Source organism: Mucilaginibacter endophyticus (genome assembly GCF_003351025.1).
GTDB classification, from domain to species: Bacteria; Bacteroidota; Bacteroidia; order Sphingobacteriales; family Sphingobacteriaceae; genus Mucilaginibacter; species Mucilaginibacter endophyticus.
The window spans coordinates 289251-307956 of the sequence record NZ_QPCG01000007.1 but is presented as its reverse complement, the minus strand read 5'-3'; the positions used below and the strand labels follow the sequence as shown (position 1 = coordinate 307956).

General features: G+C 42.3%; 11 protein-coding genes. 9 read left to right on the top strand and 2 right to left on the bottom strand.

Annotated features, from left to right (window positions below; all coding sequences use genetic code 11):
- The first annotated feature begins 25 nt into the window (after window positions 1-25).
- Together DUL71_RS25790 and gap are read left to right on the top strand one after the other, a co-directional pair.
- Window positions 26-1087 carry a GlxA family transcriptional regulator gene (locus DUL71_RS25790; RefSeq protein WP_114940741.1) on the top strand — a complete coding sequence of 354 codons (1062 nt, stop codon included), beginning with the start codon at window positions 26-28 and terminating at the stop codon, window positions 1085-1087.
- Between the two features lie 96 nt (window positions 1088-1183).
- The gene (gap, locus tag DUL71_RS25785; protein ID WP_114940740.1) at window positions 1184-2161 is read left to right on the top strand and encodes a type I glyceraldehyde-3-phosphate dehydrogenase; all 978 of its coding nucleotides are present in this window, start codon (window positions 1184-1186) and stop codon (window positions 2159-2161) included.
- A gap of 210 nt (window positions 2162-2371) precedes the next feature.
- Here the strand turns inward: gap and DUL71_RS25780 are convergent, their stop codons facing one another.
- Window positions 2372-2818 (bottom strand): DUF4202 domain-containing protein, encoded by a 447-nt coding sequence (locus DUL71_RS25780; protein WP_244228836.1) that lies wholly within the window; start codon window positions 2816-2818, stop codon window positions 2372-2374.
- 554 nt (window positions 2819-3372) lie between these two features.
- On the opposite strand from DUL71_RS25780, the gene DUL71_RS25775 reads away from it, so the two are divergent.
- The 5 genes from DUL71_RS25775 to DUL71_RS25755 all read left to right on the top strand — a co-directional run bounded on the left by DUL71_RS25775 (window position 3373) and on the right by DUL71_RS25755 (window position 12852).
- Window positions 3373-3972: an RNA polymerase sigma factor gene (locus DUL71_RS25775; protein ID WP_114940739.1), complete on the top strand. Its 600-nt coding sequence runs from the start codon at window positions 3373-3375 to the stop codon at window positions 3970-3972.
- A 74-nt stretch (window positions 3973-4046) separates the two neighbouring features.
- On the top strand, window positions 4047-5207 hold the full coding sequence (locus DUL71_RS25770) for a FecR family protein (RefSeq protein ID WP_114940738.1): 1161 nt from the start codon (window positions 4047-4049) through the stop codon (window positions 5205-5207).
- 230 nt (window positions 5208-5437) lie between these two features.
- A complete protein-coding gene (locus DUL71_RS25765) occupies window positions 5438-8710 on the top strand; it encodes a SusC/RagA family TonB-linked outer membrane protein (RefSeq protein ID WP_161964509.1) in 3273 nt (1090 codons plus the stop codon).
- Between the two features lie 13 nt (window positions 8711-8723).
- Entirely contained in the window at window positions 8724-10196 is a 1473-nt protein-coding gene (locus DUL71_RS25760) for a RagB/SusD family nutrient uptake outer membrane protein (protein ID WP_114940736.1), read from the top strand.
- Between the two features lie 121 nt (window positions 10197-10317).
- A complete protein-coding gene (locus DUL71_RS25755) occupies window positions 10318-12852 on the top strand; it encodes a zinc-dependent metalloprotease (RefSeq protein ID WP_208645650.1) in 2535 nt (844 codons plus the stop codon).
- Window positions 12853-13062: 210 nt separating this feature from the next.
- Here the strand turns inward: DUL71_RS25755 and adhP are convergent, their stop codons facing one another.
- A complete protein-coding gene (gene adhP, locus DUL71_RS25750; RefSeq protein WP_114940837.1) occupies window positions 13063-14097 on the bottom strand; it encodes an alcohol dehydrogenase AdhP in 1035 nt (344 codons plus the stop codon).
- A gap of 396 nt (window positions 14098-14493) precedes the next feature.
- Between adhP and DUL71_RS25745 the strand changes: the two genes are divergently transcribed.
- Both DUL71_RS25745 and DUL71_RS25740 read left to right on the top strand, forming a co-directional pair.
- The gene (locus DUL71_RS25745) at window positions 14494-15813 is read left to right on the top strand and encodes a glycoside hydrolase 5 family protein (RefSeq protein WP_114940735.1); all 1320 of its coding nucleotides are present in this window, start codon (window positions 14494-14496) and stop codon (window positions 15811-15813) included.
- The gene (locus DUL71_RS25740; RefSeq protein WP_114940734.1) at window positions 15810-18704 is read left to right on the top strand and encodes a glycosyltransferase family 2 protein; all 2895 of its coding nucleotides are present in this window, start codon (window positions 15810-15812) and stop codon (window positions 18702-18704) included. Before DUL71_RS25745 ends, DUL71_RS25740 begins: the two co-directional genes overlap by 4 nt.
- Window positions 18705-18706: the final 2 nt, after the last annotated feature.

Below are 18706 nucleotides of genomic sequence, written 5' to 3'. Positions count from 1 at the left end.
AATTCCAATTTTTCTAAATTTGAACATGGAAGAAGCTAATGGACAACCGGATAAAAAATTGATCATCATTGTAGCCATGACAGGCAACATGTTGCTTAACTTTTCTGGCCCTGCCGACGTATTTATTAACGCCGACAGATACCTCGAAAACTATGATATCCTGGATGGTTATGACGTTAAAGTAGTAGCTCCTACTTCAAACAAAAAACTGAATACCGCTGCCAGAATGAGCATAAATTGCGAGCTATGTGTAGCCGACATTCAAGGCTCCATAGATACACTGATCATAGCCGGAAATGATTCCAGAGAAGCCAGCCAGCCGGGTTTAAACGAGTTTTATGATTGGTTGGCTACCCGAAACGAGTATAACACGCGCCGTATAGCTTCGATTTGCGGCGGCTCATTTGTTTTAGCAAAAGCAGGGATATTAAACGGGCGAAAAGCAACCACGCATTGGCAGGCAAGCGAAAGGCTTAGTAGAGCCTACCCGGATATTGAAGTTAATGCCAATCCTTTTTTTACCAGAGATGGCCATGTTTATACATCGGCTGGCGTTTCATCTGGAATTGATCTGGCACTGGCACTGGTAGAACAGGATTACAATAAGGATATCGCCATCAGCGTAGCCCGTAAGTTGGTTTTCTATTTAAGCCGACCGGGTTTTCAATCGCAATTTGGCAGCCTGTTGCCTATTTATGAGCGAGAGCACATTGGTCAAAGGACACAGAATTGGATAGCCGGCCATTTGAATGAAAAAATGGAAGTCAACCAGATTGCTGAACAGATGAATATGAGTACCCGTAATTTCACCCGTGTATTCCACCGTGAAACGGGGATGCCACCGGCTAAGTTCGTTGAAAAACTACGGATTGAGGCTGCACGAAAATATCTGGAAGATTCTGACACACCAATTGAAAGAATTGCAGAGTTATGCGGATTGGGTGGTTTGGTGTCCATGCGCCGGATTTTCTTGAGACACTTAAATACAACCCCATCTGATTATCGCAGGGCCTTCCGGACATCGCTCCGGGATTCAGGTATCGAAAGCCTGATGGCATCAGAAGCCAGATTAACTGACATCATATAACTATTCAAAACAGAATATTGACTGTGCAATTTCCATGAAATCGGCGCAACGGGTAACTCACGTCTTTACTTTTTTAACAAAATAAATTTTAACAATATGAAAATCGCCATTAATGGATTTGGCAGGATCGGCAGAATGACCCTGCGTGCTTTACAGGATAAAACAAATATAGAAGTTGTTGCCATCAACGATCTTACAGATATCGGAACACTCGTACACTTATTGAAATATGATACAGCTCATAGCCGTTTTTCGGGAGAGATAAGCGCGGATGGCGATTACATTATTGTTGGAGCAAAGCGTATTAAACTGTTGAGCGAAAAAGATCCGGAAAAATTGCCATGGAGTGAACTGGAGATCGATGCCGTTATCGAATCGACCGGGAGATTTACGGATAAGAAATCAGCAGAATCTCATCTTAAAGCCGGTGCAAAAAAGGTTTTAATCACCGCGCCTGCAACCGGAGGTGTTAAAACCATTGTACACGGTGTAAACAACGATTTGATTGGGAACGATCAAATTTATTCAACCGCTTCTTGTACTACCGGCAGTATAGCGCCAGTATTGCATGTACTGGACAAGGAATATGGTATTGAATCGGGCTATATGGTTACTGTACACGCTTTCACCGCCGATCAAAACCTGCAGGATGCGCCTCACAGAGATCTGCGTCGTGCGCGTGCTGCTGCCTATAACATTATTCCAACAACAACCGGTGCAGCAAAAGCAATTGGAGATGTATTGCCAAACCTTAAAGGGAAACTGGATGGCTATTCATACAGGGTTCCGGTTATTGATGGTTCTATTGTTGACCTTTCTATTAACCTGCAAAAGGAAGTTACGGTAACGGAGATCAATGCACTATTAAAGCACTATGCCGAAAGTTCACTTAAAGGTATTATGCAATATACCGAAGAGCCGTTTGTATCTTCTGATATATTAGGCAACCCGCACTCCTCTATTGTCGACGGCACAATGACCAAAGCCATCGGAAAACTTATCAAGGTTGTTGCCTGGTATGATAATGAGGTTGGGATATCTAATCGAATTTCTGAACTGATCTCTGAATTGTAATTGCTCAAGGTCAATAAAAATCATACCGGTGCAAAACATTCTTAATTCAATAGAAAGCCTGTAGTCTCGCGGGCTTTCTATTGAATTAAACCGATTGAATAAAACACTCGTAAAATATATTAAGCTTTAATTCAATCAAAACCATACCACATAATATGCTGATTAGTATAAATTAGCAGCATTAAGGTCATCTGTCGGCGGCGTTTCTAATCAATTGACCTTCGGTTGCTTAATCCGCTCAATAGCTTTTTGTACCAGAGCCAGACCATCATCACTAAATTTGATTAACAACGCGGCCGAATGACCGTGCGCATCCATCTTCAGTAGTGACTTATAAAGAATATTGGTCATTTTTTCAGGATCATCTATGTATTTCATGCGCAGCTCTTCATACTGATATTCAAGAAAAATGAGGCACAAGGCATTTTCCATGACCTGCACTTCCAGGTCCTGCTTTATCTTTTTCTTTAAAATGATTTCCTGAACACGGGCTATTTTAGCTTCACTATATCCGGCTTGCTCCATCAGGAAACCGGAAACGGATGCATGATGTTGTGCCAGGTCTTTCCGCCATTTTAAATAATGCTCCCGCCCCTCAGGATAACTCTCTCTTGGGATTTCCCAACGACCGATATGCTGACTGCGTGACGCCAGCAAAAGCTCTTCGGTTGCATTAGGCTGTAAGGATAATATGCACTGATAAGCAATAGTGCATACGCGTATTCCTGGGGATATACCGCGTTATTCCAGTTGATAGAACGCGGATCACGTAAATTGTATTCGTCAAATAATCTAAAGGCTTCCTCCAGGAGGTTCATGTTTTTATCAGATTTAAGCGTATATAATTGACAACTGGTTACTAATTGCAATCGACCATTTCGCTGTGCATGTTAATTCACAGTTTTGTGACGATATTTTTTTTACCGATCCAATAACTTGTTATGCTTTAGCAATCCTTTCAGTTGTAATCAATAACATAAATATAATAATTGTCAGAATCATTTTTGATCTTTTCGCACCACAAGTGATTATTCAAACAATTGTGCTTTTTTGCCACTATTATTTTTTTGATGATTTGTCAAGGCATTTTATCAATAGAAAGTTCGTATAACTGGAAATATCCTTTGTGCTGACCTTCATTACTAACGACTGCTGCTCGTCAATATACTTTTTAGATATTTTTGTATCTTTAAAAAACTAATTGATTTTTAATGCGGGGTAGTACTTACGATAAGCTTGCTGTTGTTTGGTCGGAAAAGATTCAGGTGTTTGAAACAGCCTTCAACGAGTACTGGAACGAGCTTTACCGCCATGCTTACCGCAAAACCCAGGCCGAGGATGTTTCAAAAGACCTGGTGCAGGAAGCTTTCATGGTACTATGGGATAACCTTGATAATTTGGGCGATCCGCAAGAGATTCGTCCGTTCTTATATGGCACACTTCGCAATAAAACACTACGCGAATTTGAAAAATCTGAGATTCATTTAAGATATACTCAATCGGCTGTTATTACCGATAGTCCGTTTGATCAGTCGTCGGAAAATCTCTTATTAAACCAGGAATTAGAAGCAGTAATTGCCGGAGAGGTAACAAAAATGCCTGAACGGATGAAGGAAATTTACCTTTTAAAGAAAGAGTACAATTTTTCTATCCGTGAAATAGCCGAAAAATTAGGCATATCTGAACAAACAGTAAAAAATCAATTACAAAACGCCTATGGAAGGCTGCGTTTATGCCTTAAAGACTACAATTCGCCAATAGCAACTGTTGGTTTCATAGTTTACTATATACCTTTATTACTTCATCATTAACTTTTTTCAAATAAATTGTAAAATCGTATAGTACTTTTAGCTTTCCAAACGAATATGCATATAAACAACATATTGTGGAAGAGCAAAAGTTAAAAATATTGATTTCAAAGTATAACTCGGGGGCTGCCACTCCCGAAGAACGCATACTTATTGAAAATTGGTATGAATCCTTAAACGGTGCCGAACTTTCCAAGAGTAATAATGAGCTTGAAGAAATAAAGCAGGGTACTTTTAACAAGCTGCAAACCTACATTGGCACTTCTAAATCAAACCAATACCCCGCCCAAAATAACAAGGTCATTTTGCTTACCTATGTAAAGTGGATAGCGGCCGCTGTGCTGCTATCCATTAGCATTACCTTTTATTATTACAAGCAACATTCAATTGTAAAGCAAAACAACGCCATAGCTAAAAATGACATAGCTCCGGGCAGCAACAAAGCCATCCTTACCCTGGCTGATGGATCCAAACTTATACTTGATGATACTAAAAACGGCAAACTGGCAACACAGGGAAGAACTGTTGTTCAGAAAACAGGCAGCGGCATGCTGGCGTACCTTTCATCAGCCCTTGGTTCTATTACTTCTGAACTAACCTACAATACAGTTACCACTCCGCGGGGCGGTCAATACAATGTGGTTTTGCCCGATGGTACGCAGGTTTGGCTTAATGCGGCATCATCATTAAAATTCCCAACAGCATTTACCGGCAAGGAACGTAATGTTGAATTAACCGGCGAGGCTTATTTTGAAGTAGCAAAAAATAAGGCTATGCCATTTCACGTATCATCGGCCGGGCAAACTATTGAAGTACTGGGAACCCATTTTGACGTGAACGCTTACAGCGATGAAACTACACTTAAAACAACCCTGCTTGAAGGATCGGTAAAAGTAGCTAAGGGTACGCTATCGGCCGTGCTTAAACCAGGCCAGCAATCTGCCATCGGTAATAGCGAAACTAATGCGCCCATCAAAGTAAGTGCGGTGGCCGATATAGATGAAATAACTGCATGGAAAAACGGCAAATTCCATTTTAATGATGCAGATATTAAAACCGTAATGCGCCAAATAAGCCGCTGGTACGATGTGGATATTGAATATACGGGTAAGTTACCCGATGATGATGTTTTTACCGGAACATTTCCACGCAGCCTTACTGCTGCCAAGGCTTTAAAAATACTTGAATTTTCGGGTGTTAACTTTAAAATAGAAGGGAGAAAGATTATCGTAAAATAACTACTCTACAGGATACACACCAGGGTGGCGAGGCCGCCAGTGCAATGGTAGCACAACAAAAAACCGGAAAGTGGTTGCAACACTGTCCGGCGATAGTTTGGGCCAACCTCATTTGACTTATCTGACTAAACAAACTTTACTGAAACCCAAAACCGTACAAAAGTATGCATTTTTCTGCTTCTTGTTTGCTGCGTATTACCCATACGCAACTAAAAAAATTACTATTGGTGATGAAGTTAACCACTTTGCTTATTTTAATTGGTTTCCTGCAGGTTAACGCCGCAGTTTATGGCCAGCGCATTAATTTAAATGTGAACAACATAAGTATGGAAACACTTTTTAAACAGCTTGAAAAACAAAGTGGTTATTCATTTTTTTACAAAGCCGGCGCACTTAAGAATCTTCCCAAAATCGACGTGGAGATAAACGACGCTACCATCGACGAAGTGCTTCAGAAGTGCTTTAAGAACAAGCCGCTTGATTATCTCGTAGTGGATAAAAGCGTCGTGATCAGGCGTAAAGATCTGCCGCAAATAACAATTACGCTGCCTCAAAACAGGTTGATCAGCGGTAAAGTATTTGACGATAAAGGCAATCCTCTTCCCGGTGTTAATTTAAAACTAAAGAACGCCCAGAACGTATGGATCACCAATGCAAAGGGCGAATTTACCGCATTGCTCATCGACCCTAAAGATGACGCCGTATTACAGGTGAGCTATGTAGGCTACGCCACCCAGGAGTTCCTTATAAAGGATATCAAAAGCCCGCTCGTTGTTACCTTAAAACCGGATATCGGAAAACTGGATGAGATCCAGGTAATTGCTTATGGTCAAACAACCAAACGTTTCAACGTAGGCGATCAAACTACCATCACCGCCAAAGACATCGCCAAATATCCTGTTACCAATGTATTGGAAGCACTACAAGCCAGCGTACCCGGCATGAACATAGTTAAAACTACAGGCATGCCCGGTGGTGTATACAGTGTAAAAATCAGAGGGCAAAATGGTATAAATAACGGTACCGGAACCGATCCGCTATATGTAGTTGATGGAGTACCATACCAGGGTGGTTATTACGATGTGCAAAATAACACTTTAGGAGGGTTACCGGGCAAATCAGGAATTGGAGGTGATGCCCTCAGCTTTATCAATCCGCAGGATATCGAGAGCATCAACGTGCTCAAGGACGCAACAGCCACTTCAATATACGGTTCGCGTGCGGCAAACGGCGTTATTTTGATCACCACAAAAAGAGGCAAGGCCGGTAATGTTAAAATTGATTTAAATGTTTACCAGGGCACAAGCAAAGTTACACGGCTACCCAATTTCCTGAACACTCAGCAATATCTTGAAATGCGGCATGAGGCTTACAAAAATGACGGGCCGTCCTTCGCTACCGCTTATGACATTAATGGAACATGGGACACCACAAGGTATACAAACTGGGCTAAAGAGTTGATAGGCGGAGCATCGCACACAACCAATGCGCAGGCAACAATATCGGGTGGCAATGCTAATACACAATTCCTCATCAGCGGCAATTACAATACGCAGTCAAACCTGATGAAGCTTGGCGGCTCATATCAGAATGCATCAACCCACTTCAGCATCAACTCGGCAACAAGCGATAATAAATTTTCTGTTTCGTTTACCGGCGGCTATCTCTATAACAACAATACCATCAAAAATGTAGACTTCTCCAGTTCTGTTTCCTTATCACCAGATGCACCTCCGATATACAATCCGGACGGTACACTCAATTTTCAAAACGGCACTTTTTATAACCCCTATACCGCCATTCAATTAATCAACAACACCCCGGCAAGCAATCTGACAAGTAGTGCAATATTAAGCTACAGGCCTGTTAAGGGATTGGAAATAAAGCTAACCAGTGGCTATAACAGACAGGAAATAAACGAATTTCTGGGATCGCCAACAACATCTTACGCGCCATTTCAAAATGTAACAACCGGGTCAAGCAGGTTTACAACTGATGTTAACTCAACCTGGAGTGTTGAACCTCAGGTAAATTATAACCGAAGAATTAGTAAAGGGGATTTTACGGCAACCGTAGGTGCCAGCTTGCAGGAACAAACATCGGCGTCAACTCAACTAACAGTAACAGGCTACACCAGTGACGCGCTGTTAAAAAGTATCTCGGCCGGAACAAAAATAACCACTACTATTCCTTACGGATATGACAAAAGCCGGTTTGCTGCCTTGTTCGGTAGGTTAGGTTATATATGGGACGGAAAATACATTCTTGATGTAAGCGGCAGGTACGATGGCTCAAGTAAGTTTGGCCCCAACAGGCAGTACCATTTATTTGGCGCCGTAGGTGGTGGCTGGATTTTCTCTAAAGAAAAATTCTTTAAAAACGCCCTTTCTTTTATTGATCTTGGTAAACTTACAGCAAGCTATGGTATAACAGGGAATGATCAGATTGGGTCATACCGCTTCCTGCAAAGCTATACTGCTGTAACCGCAGCTATTCCATACCAGGGTGTGCCGGGTTTATCGGCAGGGAGTCCGGCCAATCCAAACTTATCGTGGGAGACCACTAAAAAAGCCAAGTTAGGTATCGATCTGCATTTTCTTAACGAGCGTATCGAGTTTGAAGCCGACTATTACCGCAACCGTACTTCAGATGTGTTGTATGGCTATCCCTTGAGCATCATTACCGGTTCAACGTCAATTACATCAAACCTGCCGGCTCTTGTACAAAATAAAGGATGGGAGCTTACGTTAAACACGGTTAATGTAAGAAGTAATAGCTTTTCATGGTCAAGCACAGGTTTATTGACAATTCCACGCACTGCGCTCATCAAATATCCAAGCCTCAATACTACTTCGTTTGCCAATGCCTATATATTGGGCATGCCAACCACCATACAAAGGGTTTACCGATTTGCCGGCGTAAATCCCCAAACAGGCGTATACCAGTTTTACGATAAAGACGGCAATATAACGGCGAACCCTGTGATAGGAATTGATAATACTGCCGTTATTAATACCGAACCTAAATTTTATGGCTCGCTGCAAAACAGTTTGTCATACAATGGCTTTACACTTGACTTCACTTTCAGGTTCATTAACCAGGTTGGCAAAAATGCTTTTGGCCAAAACGGATTACTCCCTCCCGGACTTGGGGCCGAAAACGTTACTACCGATATGCTGGCACGCTGGCAAAAACCGGGCGATGTTACCAATATCCAACGCTTTGGAACCAGTTTCGCGTTGCTGACGCCGCTTTCAAATGCTAAAAATAGTACCGCGGCATTTGGCGATGCTTCTTATATCCGCTTCCAGAACTTATCCTTGAGTTATTCATTCAAACAACCTGTTTTAACCAGGCTCCACCTGCAAAACCTGAGGGTTTATGTACAGGGCGATAATCTGCTTACGATTTCAAAATATGGCAACCTTGATCCGGAGAACCAAAGCGCAAGCCGTATTCCGCCGTTAAGAACCATCACTGCAGGTTTACAAGTCACACTATAAAATTATAACGATCATGAAATTAACTAAAAATATATTTTCAGCTCCGGGTTTTAGAATGTGTGTGAGCTGTGTCCTGATACTTTTATCTGTTACCGGTTGTAAAAAAGGATTGCTTGATGTTGGGCCACAAGTTGGCGCTGTTGATGCCGAAAACGCTTATACATCAAACGGAACAGCCCAATCAATATTAGCCGGCATATTTGATGTTATGGGTGCTACAGGTTCATTTTACCACGGTCAAAACAGCATAAGTTTATTGATGGGCCTATCGGCCGACGAACTGGTAAACTACAGCACCAGTGTAGTTTATGGTCAGTTTTTCACCAACAATCTCAGCGGGCAGGGTAACAACAGCAACTACTTTTGGGCAACCATTTATCAGCAGCTTTATAATTGTAATGCCGCGATAGCAGGCTTAACAAGTGCAACGGCGCTAACGCCAGCAGTAAAAAATCAGCTTTTGGGCGAAGCCAAATTTGCGAGGGCTTATATCTATTTTTATGCGATAAATCTTTATGGCGATATGGCCATGCCCTTAACAACAAACTATCTTACTAATAATACCCTTGCCCGGACACCTAAAGCTCAGATATATCAACAAATTATCCAGGATTTGAAAGATGCACAAGGCTTACTCAGCGACGCTAAATACCTGAACGGCACCGGTGGCGCCACAACAGACAGGTTAAGGCCTAACAAACAGGCGGCATCAGCTATGCTTGCCAGGGTATATCTTTATACCGGCGACTGGGCCAATGCCGAAGCCCAGGCAAGCTCAGTAATTAGTACTTCAATTTATGTACTTGAGCCTAATCTTAACCAGGTATTTTTGAAGGCAAGCAGGGAAACCATCTGGGCGCTGCAACCAATTTCAACCGGTTACAACAATGCTGACGCTTACACACTGGTAGTAACAGCCTCTCCTTTGGCTTCTGCATTAACCCAGTTACCGCTTAACCAAACTCTGGTAAATGCTTTTGAAAGCGGAGACTCCCGGTTTACAAACTGGGTGGACAAATACAATGCCGCGGCAACTAATACCGCACCCGCAACCACTTACTATTATGCCTATAAATACAAAGCGAATACAACATTTGGCAGCAGCGCACCAGTTACCGAGTGGCCAATTGAGCTCAGATTGGCTGAACAATACCTGATTCGTGCCGAAGCCCGCGTGCAGCAAAACAACCTGGATGGTGCCAAATCTGATCTTAACGTGATCCGGTCACGCGCATCACTTGCCGCTGTTACTGCAAGTACCCAAGCCGACGTGATAGCAGCCGTTGCCCATGAGCGTCAGGTGGAGCTTTTTACAGAATGGGGACACCGTTGGTTTGATTTGAAACGCACCGGTAAAATTGATGCGGTAATGGGTGTGGAAACACCTAAAAAAGGAGGCACATGGGCAGCATACAAAGCACTTGTACCAATACCGGCATCCGAAATCCTTATTGACCACAACTTAACTCAAAACCCAGGCTACTAAACAAACCTACTTAAAGAGTTATAGCAGCATAATGGCCATTTTTCCGGCTGTTGTGCTGTTATTAAAGCCACCGCTTTGCTCAATTTTTCACTACCAATAAAACAGAAAAACTAACAAACTAATGTATAACTACAAAAAACAAGCATGCCGGATGCTAACACTCGCGGCTGCATTGACCATGGCGTTTGGTACCGCCAATGCTCAGAAAAAATCAAAAACACCGGCGACGACCGTTGATACCGCCAAGGCAAAAGCGCTTGCCCTGCTTGCGGCTGCAAAGCCACTTAACGCCCCTAAACCTTACAAAGAGGTTGTCCCCTCTTCGGCAAAAACCATGAAGAGCTTTTTTACACTGCATCTGGTTGCCGACAAGTACTTATTTGAGATTCCCGACTCACTTCTAAAGAAAGATATTCTCATTGTATCACGTATTGACAAAGCACCCGCAGGTTTCAGGTTACCGGGTGGCTTAATGAGCTATGCAGGCGATGAGGTTGGAGAATCGGTAATTGAATTTGAAAAAATCCCCGGAGATAAAATTGTAATGCGATCAATCGCTTTCAGGGAGTTTTCAAATGATACTACCGAAAATGGTTTATCACGGTCACTGATCAATAGCAATTACCAAACCATACAGGGAGCTTTTCCAATCAAAGCCCTTAACAAAGAAGGTAAAAGTAGTGTGATAGATATGACTGACTACATCAATTCAGACAACAGCATTTTTGCACTTGGCGACCCTTTTGTACGCGGCTTATTAGGTTTTTTGGCTGCGGACAGGGGCTTTATTGATGATGCAAAAGCATTTCCAACTAATGTAGAGATCCGATCGGTAAAAACTTACAATTTAAAACCAGGGCCGGGCGGTGGTACCCCTCCGCCGGTAACATTTGAGTTCAACAGTTCGATTGTATTATTGCCGGCAATACCGATGAAAGCGCGTTTGGCCGACCCGAGAATCGGTTTCTTTTCCAACTCCTATGTTGATTTTGATGCCAACCCTCATGGTGTTTCCAATACCAGCTATATCTGGCGCTGGCGTCTGGAGCCCAAACCGGCCGACATGGAAAAATACAAACGCGGTGAACTGGTTGAGCCGCAAAAACCGATTGTTATTTACATCGATCCGGCTACGCCTAAAAAATGGGTCCCCTACCTGATGCAGGGAATCAACGACTGGCAGGTTGCCTTTGAAAAAGCAGGTTTTAAAAACGCCATCGTAGCCAAAGAACCACCGCTTAATGATTCAACCTGGAATATTGACGATGCGCGCCACTCTGTTTTGGTTTACAAACCCTCATCTATACCCAATGCCAGCGGCCCGAGTATTAAAGATCCGCGCACGGGCGAGATTCTCGAAACGCATATCAACTGGTACCATAGTGTAATGACGCTGGTACAAAACTGGTACACCGTGCAAGCCGGTGCCATTGACCCGCGTGCACGTAAACCGCAATTAGATGATGAACTGATGGGCCAGTTAATCCGCTTTGTATCATCACATGAAATTGGCCACACCCTCGGCTTAATGCACAATTTTGGCTCATCATCAACCGTACCTGTTGCTAACCTGCGTAATAAAGCATGGGTTGAAGCACATGGCCACACCCCATCTATCATGGATTATGCCCGCTTTAACTACGTAGCTCAGCCCGAAGACAACATTAGCGAAAAGGGCATTTTCCCCCGCATTGGCGACTATGACAAATGGGCCATTGAATGGGGCTATAAACTAATCCCTGAAGCAAAAACTACCAAGGATGAGAAACCTATCCTTAATAAATGGATGATTGATAAGCTGGCTTCGGGCAAGCAGTATTTTTACGGGAGCCAGGTAGACCCGTACAGTAATGATATTTACAAAGGAAGTAACCTTGACCCGCGCGACCAAAGCGAAGATCTTGGCGACGACGCTATGCTGGCCAGTACGTACGGTATCAAAAACCTGAAAAGGGTTGTGCCTAACCTTACTACATGGTTAAAAGAGCCTAACGAAAACTACGATAAAATTGCTGATATGTACACGGAAGTAGTAACCGAATATCAGCGTTTTATGGGGCATGTATTAAAGCACATTGGTGGTATTTACACTACTCCAAAAACAGTTGATCAGGCAGGCCCTATTTATTCGGTTGTTGAAAAAGAAAAACAAAAACGGGCGATGGCTTTTTTGCAGGAACAGCTTTTTACCACCCCCTACTGGCTTGTGGACAGCAAACTCTATGATTGCAGCACTACCGATTTCAGCATCGTTACCAGGGTGCAAAAAGGAGTACTATTACAGCTTATAGGTGCACAGCGTATTACCACTATGCTTAATGAAGAGCATATTTATGGCGATAAAGCGTACAGTGTTACCGAAATGCTGACCGATTTAAAAAAAGGTATTTTCTCTGAATTACCGGCTCATAAAAACATTAGCATTTACCGCCGCGATCTCCAGAAGGTTTACGTTGAGGCCCTCATTAACATTATCAGCAAACAATCAACTGGTTTGGATAATGACGGCTTATCAATAGTAAAAGCGCATGCTAAATCACTGGCCTTGCAACTAAAGGCCGCGGCAAACGGCTCAAACGGAATTACCCGTGCACACTTAACGGATATGTACGAGCGCCTTAACGATGCGCTTAAGCCAAAGCAGAATAATGCCTAATACCACCGGGACAAAATTTTCATAAGATACTCCTCGTTCTTTATTTTTTAACCTTCAGTAAAAATCAGTTTTAGTTTACCAACAATAAGCGCCGCCTGGAGTGGCGGCGCTTAATTTTCAAATAACTTGGGCCCTCATTATTGACGTCTGTGTAAAGCAGCTGACTTACCTACTTTAATCTTTTTGCATCGCCGGTTGTCGTAATGAAACCTAAGGTTTAGCTATTTCCAGAACTATCCTCCCGTTTATCTCGCCTCGTTTCATTTCGTTAAAAACCTCGTTAATATTTTCGAGTTTTTCGGCCCTGACGGTAGCTTTAACTTTTCCTTCTATTGCGAATGCGATGGCTTCCTGCATATCTATCCTGGTACCAACAATTGAACCGCGGATGGTATAACGATTAAGCACCGTGTTAAATATAGAAAGGTCAAAACTACCCGGTGGCAGACCAGTTAACGATACCGTTCCCTTACGCCGTAATGCGGTTAACGCCTGGTTAAAGGCTATGGGTGATACTGCAGTTACCAATACGCCGTGCATCCCCCCGGTATGTTTTTTTATATAATCACCGGGATCTTCTTCGAGCGCATTTACTACAATATCAGCTCCAAGTTCCTGTGCAAGCTGCAATTTATCATTGGCAACGTCAATTGCAGCCACATGCAACCCCATAGCCTTTGCATATTGTACGGCCATGTGCCCTAAACCGCCAATCCCTGAAATGGCTATCCAATCTCCCGGCTTGGTATCAGTTTCCTTTATACCTTTGTAAACGGTAACGCCTGCACAAATTACAGGTGCAACTTCAAGAAAATTAATATTGGCAGGGAACCGCGCTACATAACGGGCATCAGCGATAACATATTCCGCATACCCACCATCAACACTGTAGCCCCCGTTTTTCTGGCTTTCGCAAAGCGTTTCCCAGCCTGTAAAACAATACTCACAACAACCGCATGCACTGAACAACCAGGGTACACCAACAATGTCACCCTCTTTCAAATTTGTGACATTTGCCCCCAGTGCAGCAACATAACCTATTGCCTCATGGCCGGGTATAAGCGGCAACTTTGGCTTTACCGGCCAGTCGCCTTCGCACGCATGCAAATCTGTATGGCATACGCCGCAAGTAATCACTTTAACTAATATCTGATCATTTCCGGGTTCTTTTACAGGAACCTGTTCTATAGCCAGTGGTTGGCCAAAAGCATGCAGAACCGCTGCCTTCATTGTTTTTGGTATCATGCTAAAAGGGTTTATTATCATCAAAGATATCATTCAAGTCATTTATAAAGTATAACCTTTGGCACTATATAAAATGACATTAATCATCTAAAAAAGAAACTAATGTTCTGGCTATGGCCTGTATCAGGAATGCCAACACCATATGCACTTATTGAGAAGTAAAATGCAAGCGCAAAATGCATTTTTCATATTTTTGAACTTAATTAGCTAAAAACATCCCGGTTCTCTATCCTATAATCCAACTATTGTCAATATTCAGCGTATACAGGATACAATGAAATTTTACCTGGATTTAAATATGAAAAAACTTATGCAGCCCGGGAATCCGCATTATGCGGTTTAAATAGACAAACACGGATCTTTTATCCGTTTTCAAGTGCTGCCGAATTATCATTTATGAAATCTACACTCTTTACGCAAATCCTTAACTTTTCCATATTTTGTTTTTTACTCTCTTCATGTTATCAATCGCCACAGGTTAATCCTAAAAAAGTTACGGTTTGCATTCAAAATATAAATGGAAAGTACCAATTATACCGTAATGGAGAACCGTTTTTCGTAAAAGGGGCCTCGGGTTTTACAAACCTGAAACAATTAGCGGAATCGGGAGGCAATACCATCAGAGTTTGGGACACATCGCACTTAGCCAGCGTTCTGGATTCGGCCCAAGTCTATCATTTAGCGGTAGTAGTGGGTTTACCAATGCCTTCAAGCGAAAGCCTTGAAAATTTTTATAATACCCCTAAGGCTGATGTTTACGCAGATAAAATTGCCGGTTTAATTGAGCGCTTCAAAGATCGCCCTGCGTTATTGAGCTGGTGCCTCGGTAACGAACTTGCATTTCCTAACAAACCGAAATACAACAAGTTTTACGCAACGTTCAACGGTATCGTCGATATGATTCACCAAAAGGACCCTAATCATCCGGTGACGACGACAATCATGAGTTTTCAAAAGAAAAACATCGTTAACATCAAGCTACGAACCAAAATCGACTTTATATCATTCAACATTTTCGGCTCTATTCAAACATTGAAAGAAGACCTTGTAAAATTCAAGTGGTTTTGGAGCGGGCCGTTCTTAATTACAGAATGGGGTATTGAAGGGCCCTGGCTTGCAGAAAACCGAAATGCCTGGGGTGCTTATATCGAAAGCACAAGTACAAAAAAAGCTGAACAATACCTTACCAATTACCAAAAGTATATGCCGGTAAATGACCCTGGATTTTTGGGCTCAATGGTATTTTATTGGGGACAAAAGCAGGAGCTAACCCCTACGTGGTTCAGTATGTTTGACGAAAACGGCGCCGAAACCGGGGCCGTTCAGGTTATGCGCTACATCTGGACCGGTAAAAAAACAACAAACAGCGCCCCTTCACTAAAATATATGCTATTAGAAGGAAAGGGCGCCAGGGATAATATTTTGTTTCAACCTGCTATAACTGTTAACAGCAAAGTATATTTTGAAAACGCAGATACAACCGGTTTAACATTTAAATGGAAAATATTTCACGAGGACTGGTTTAAACCCAATGGTACTTTTAATGAAAAGAAGCCAAAAGAAATTCAGAATTTAATCGTCGGTCAGCATGGATCCAATTTAAGCTTTAAGGTACCCGATAAAGAAGGGCCTTATCGCATATTGGTTTATGTATATAATCAAAGGGGAGCTTTCGCTACTTCCAGTACACCTTTTTATGTATTAAAAAATCCATGAAGAACAATTTAATTAAACCGCCAAGCAAACTACAGCTGCTTTATTTGAGATTGATGATTCTCATCGGCGTGTTCTGCATGCTTTTTTTTACATACAGCATGTTCAAAAAATCGGTTATTGGCTATCAGCCCCTTTACTGGCTGTTAATGTCGACCTTTATATATACGTTTTTCAAAATATTATATGAGTGGTATCATTACTGGTCGATAAGCGTTCCCACATCCCCCCCACTAACAAAACAATATACGGTAGATATATTTACTACTTTTTGTGCGGGTGAGCCTTATGAAATGATTGTTGAAACGCTTACTGCTATTCAGGCTATACATTATCCGCATCAGGCATACTTATGTGATGAGGCCAATGATCCGTATTTGAAATCAGTATGCCAGGAACTGGGAGTTCACCATATTACCCGAACTAAAAAGATAAATGCAAAAGCCGGTAATATCAACAATGCATTAGCTCAATCATCCGGAGAACTATGTGTTGTCCTTGATCCGGATCACGTGCCTACACCCGATTTTCTCGATCCGATAGTTGCACATTTTGACAATCCTGAAATTGGGTATGTGCAAATTGTACAGGCTTACTACAACCAGGGCATCGGATGGATAGCGAAAGGCGCGGCACAACAAACCTACCAGTTTTACGGCCCAATGATGATGTGCATGAACAGCTATGGAACCGTTCAGGCTATAGGTGCCAATTGCACTTTCAGGCGCACGGCGTTGGAGTCAATTGGCGGCCACGCAGCCGGACTGGCGGAAGATATGCATACTGCGATGCAGTTGCATGCGCGTAAATGGAAATCCATTTATGTACCGGCAGTATTGACGAGGGGCCTTGTTCCGGCTACTTTATCTGCTTATTATAAGCAGCAATTGAAATGGTCGAGGGGCGTTTTTGAGCTCCTGGTCACTTCTTATGTTCAGTTATTTAAAAAATTCACCTGGCGGCAAAAGCTCCATTACGGCCTTTTACCCTTGTTTTATTTATCGGGTTTTGTATTTCTTATTAATTTCCTGATCCCTGTCATGTCCCTTTTCATGGATGTGTTTCCATTAAGAATGGATTTTTCGGAGTTTTTGGTTATTAGCATCCCTTTTATAACAGCGGTTATCCTGATCCGGCATTTTGTGCAGCAGTGGGTAATGGAAGACAATGAGCGGGGATTTCACGTAGTTGGAGGATTATTACTTATTGGCACATGGTGGGTATTCATTTTAGGTTTTATCTACACCCTCATCAGAAAGGATGTACCTTACATTGCGACCCCAAAGGATATCAAGGACGAAAAAAATTTAAGATACAACCTTCCTAATATCGTGGTATTGGGAGTTTCCCTTGCCGCTATCGCTTACGGCCTTCATGACGACTGGAGTCCGTTTACGCTTTTCATGGCTGGTATAGTTAGCCTGAATTGCATGTTCATGATCTTTATGCTGATAGCAAGTTCGGAGCTAAAGTTCCAGGGATACGTTGGTAAGCACGCTACCTTATTTAGCATGGTTTCGCAAGTACAGCATGTTAAAAAGCATTTTTGGTTGCTGCGAAGAAGAATATATGGTGGTGTAAGAAAATTGAGCCTCATTCTTACAGTATTAGCAGTCTGTTTAAGTATATATGCCTCCCGGAATTCGGATGAGAATTCGGACAGCGCGGGTAAAGGTCCTTCTCTCGTATCGTTTCATACTGCTCAAAAAGATCCTTTAACCGATACATTAACCAGTGTCGACGAGGTAAAAGATCAGGAACAAATATTGGCAAACCCCTCATTTTTCACATCCGTTAAAGGTGTGATCTACTCAAAAGGGAACTACTGGTACAAAAACATAACTCCGCTCACAAAAAAGATCATCATGGACGACTTTGATGACATGCGCAAAGCAGGAATAAATACAATAAAAATATATGGGCCTAATATCTATGACCGTTCCATTTTTGATGCTGCGGATAAAAAGGGCTTAAAAATACATTATAGCTTCTGGATGCCGGATCCGCCAAACTTTTTAAATGATACCAGCTATCTAAAGGAGCAAGCCAGTGTTATTCTTAACATCGTAAATAAGAATAAATCAAACCCTCAAATTAGTGCCTGGAACCTTGGCAACAACAGTTACCAGCAACTGGCTCAATATTATAAAGGGACACAATTACAGCAAGCCCAACAACATTACATCAGTTTTTTAAAGCTCCTTGTAAAGGCAATCAAACAGGCAGACCCTACCAGGCCATTAACATTGGATCTATTGTCGTCCCCTTCCCTCGGCACTACTATGAGTTTATTACATGAGCAGATGCCTCAAATTGATGCATTTGGATTGATCATTAGTAATAAGCATGCATTAAAATTTATTAAATCAGATCTTAAAGCTCCTTTTTTCTTTAGCAGCGCCGACCCTATGGCCCTTGCGGGCAAAGAACCTTTAGGCGGGGCTTTTTATGCTAACTGGCAGGATCAGCAAAGCGGCGTAGCTATTACACTTGACGGTTTAAAAGATATATGGGGCCGAAATAAACCTTACTTGTATAGCATAAGCAAACGCTGGCATGGCGCAGTGGCCGACTATAATTTGCCTCATGTTAAAATATTAAAACCGGCCTTAACAACCACTCCTGGTGCTTCGTTGTCTTATAACGCCCTGATTTATGCATACAACAAATGGAATATAGCGGGTTATTTAAAAAACGACTTGAAATTTGAATGGTATCTGATCAAAACAGACAACTGGGGCAATGCCACCGACATGAAAAAATTGGGTGACGGACCGAGTATAAATGTTACAATTCCGCAAAACGACGACAGGTACAGAATATATCTCGTTGCTGCCAAAGGCGATAACATGACTGATGACTATACCACTTTAAATACACCTCTTCAAAATTAATT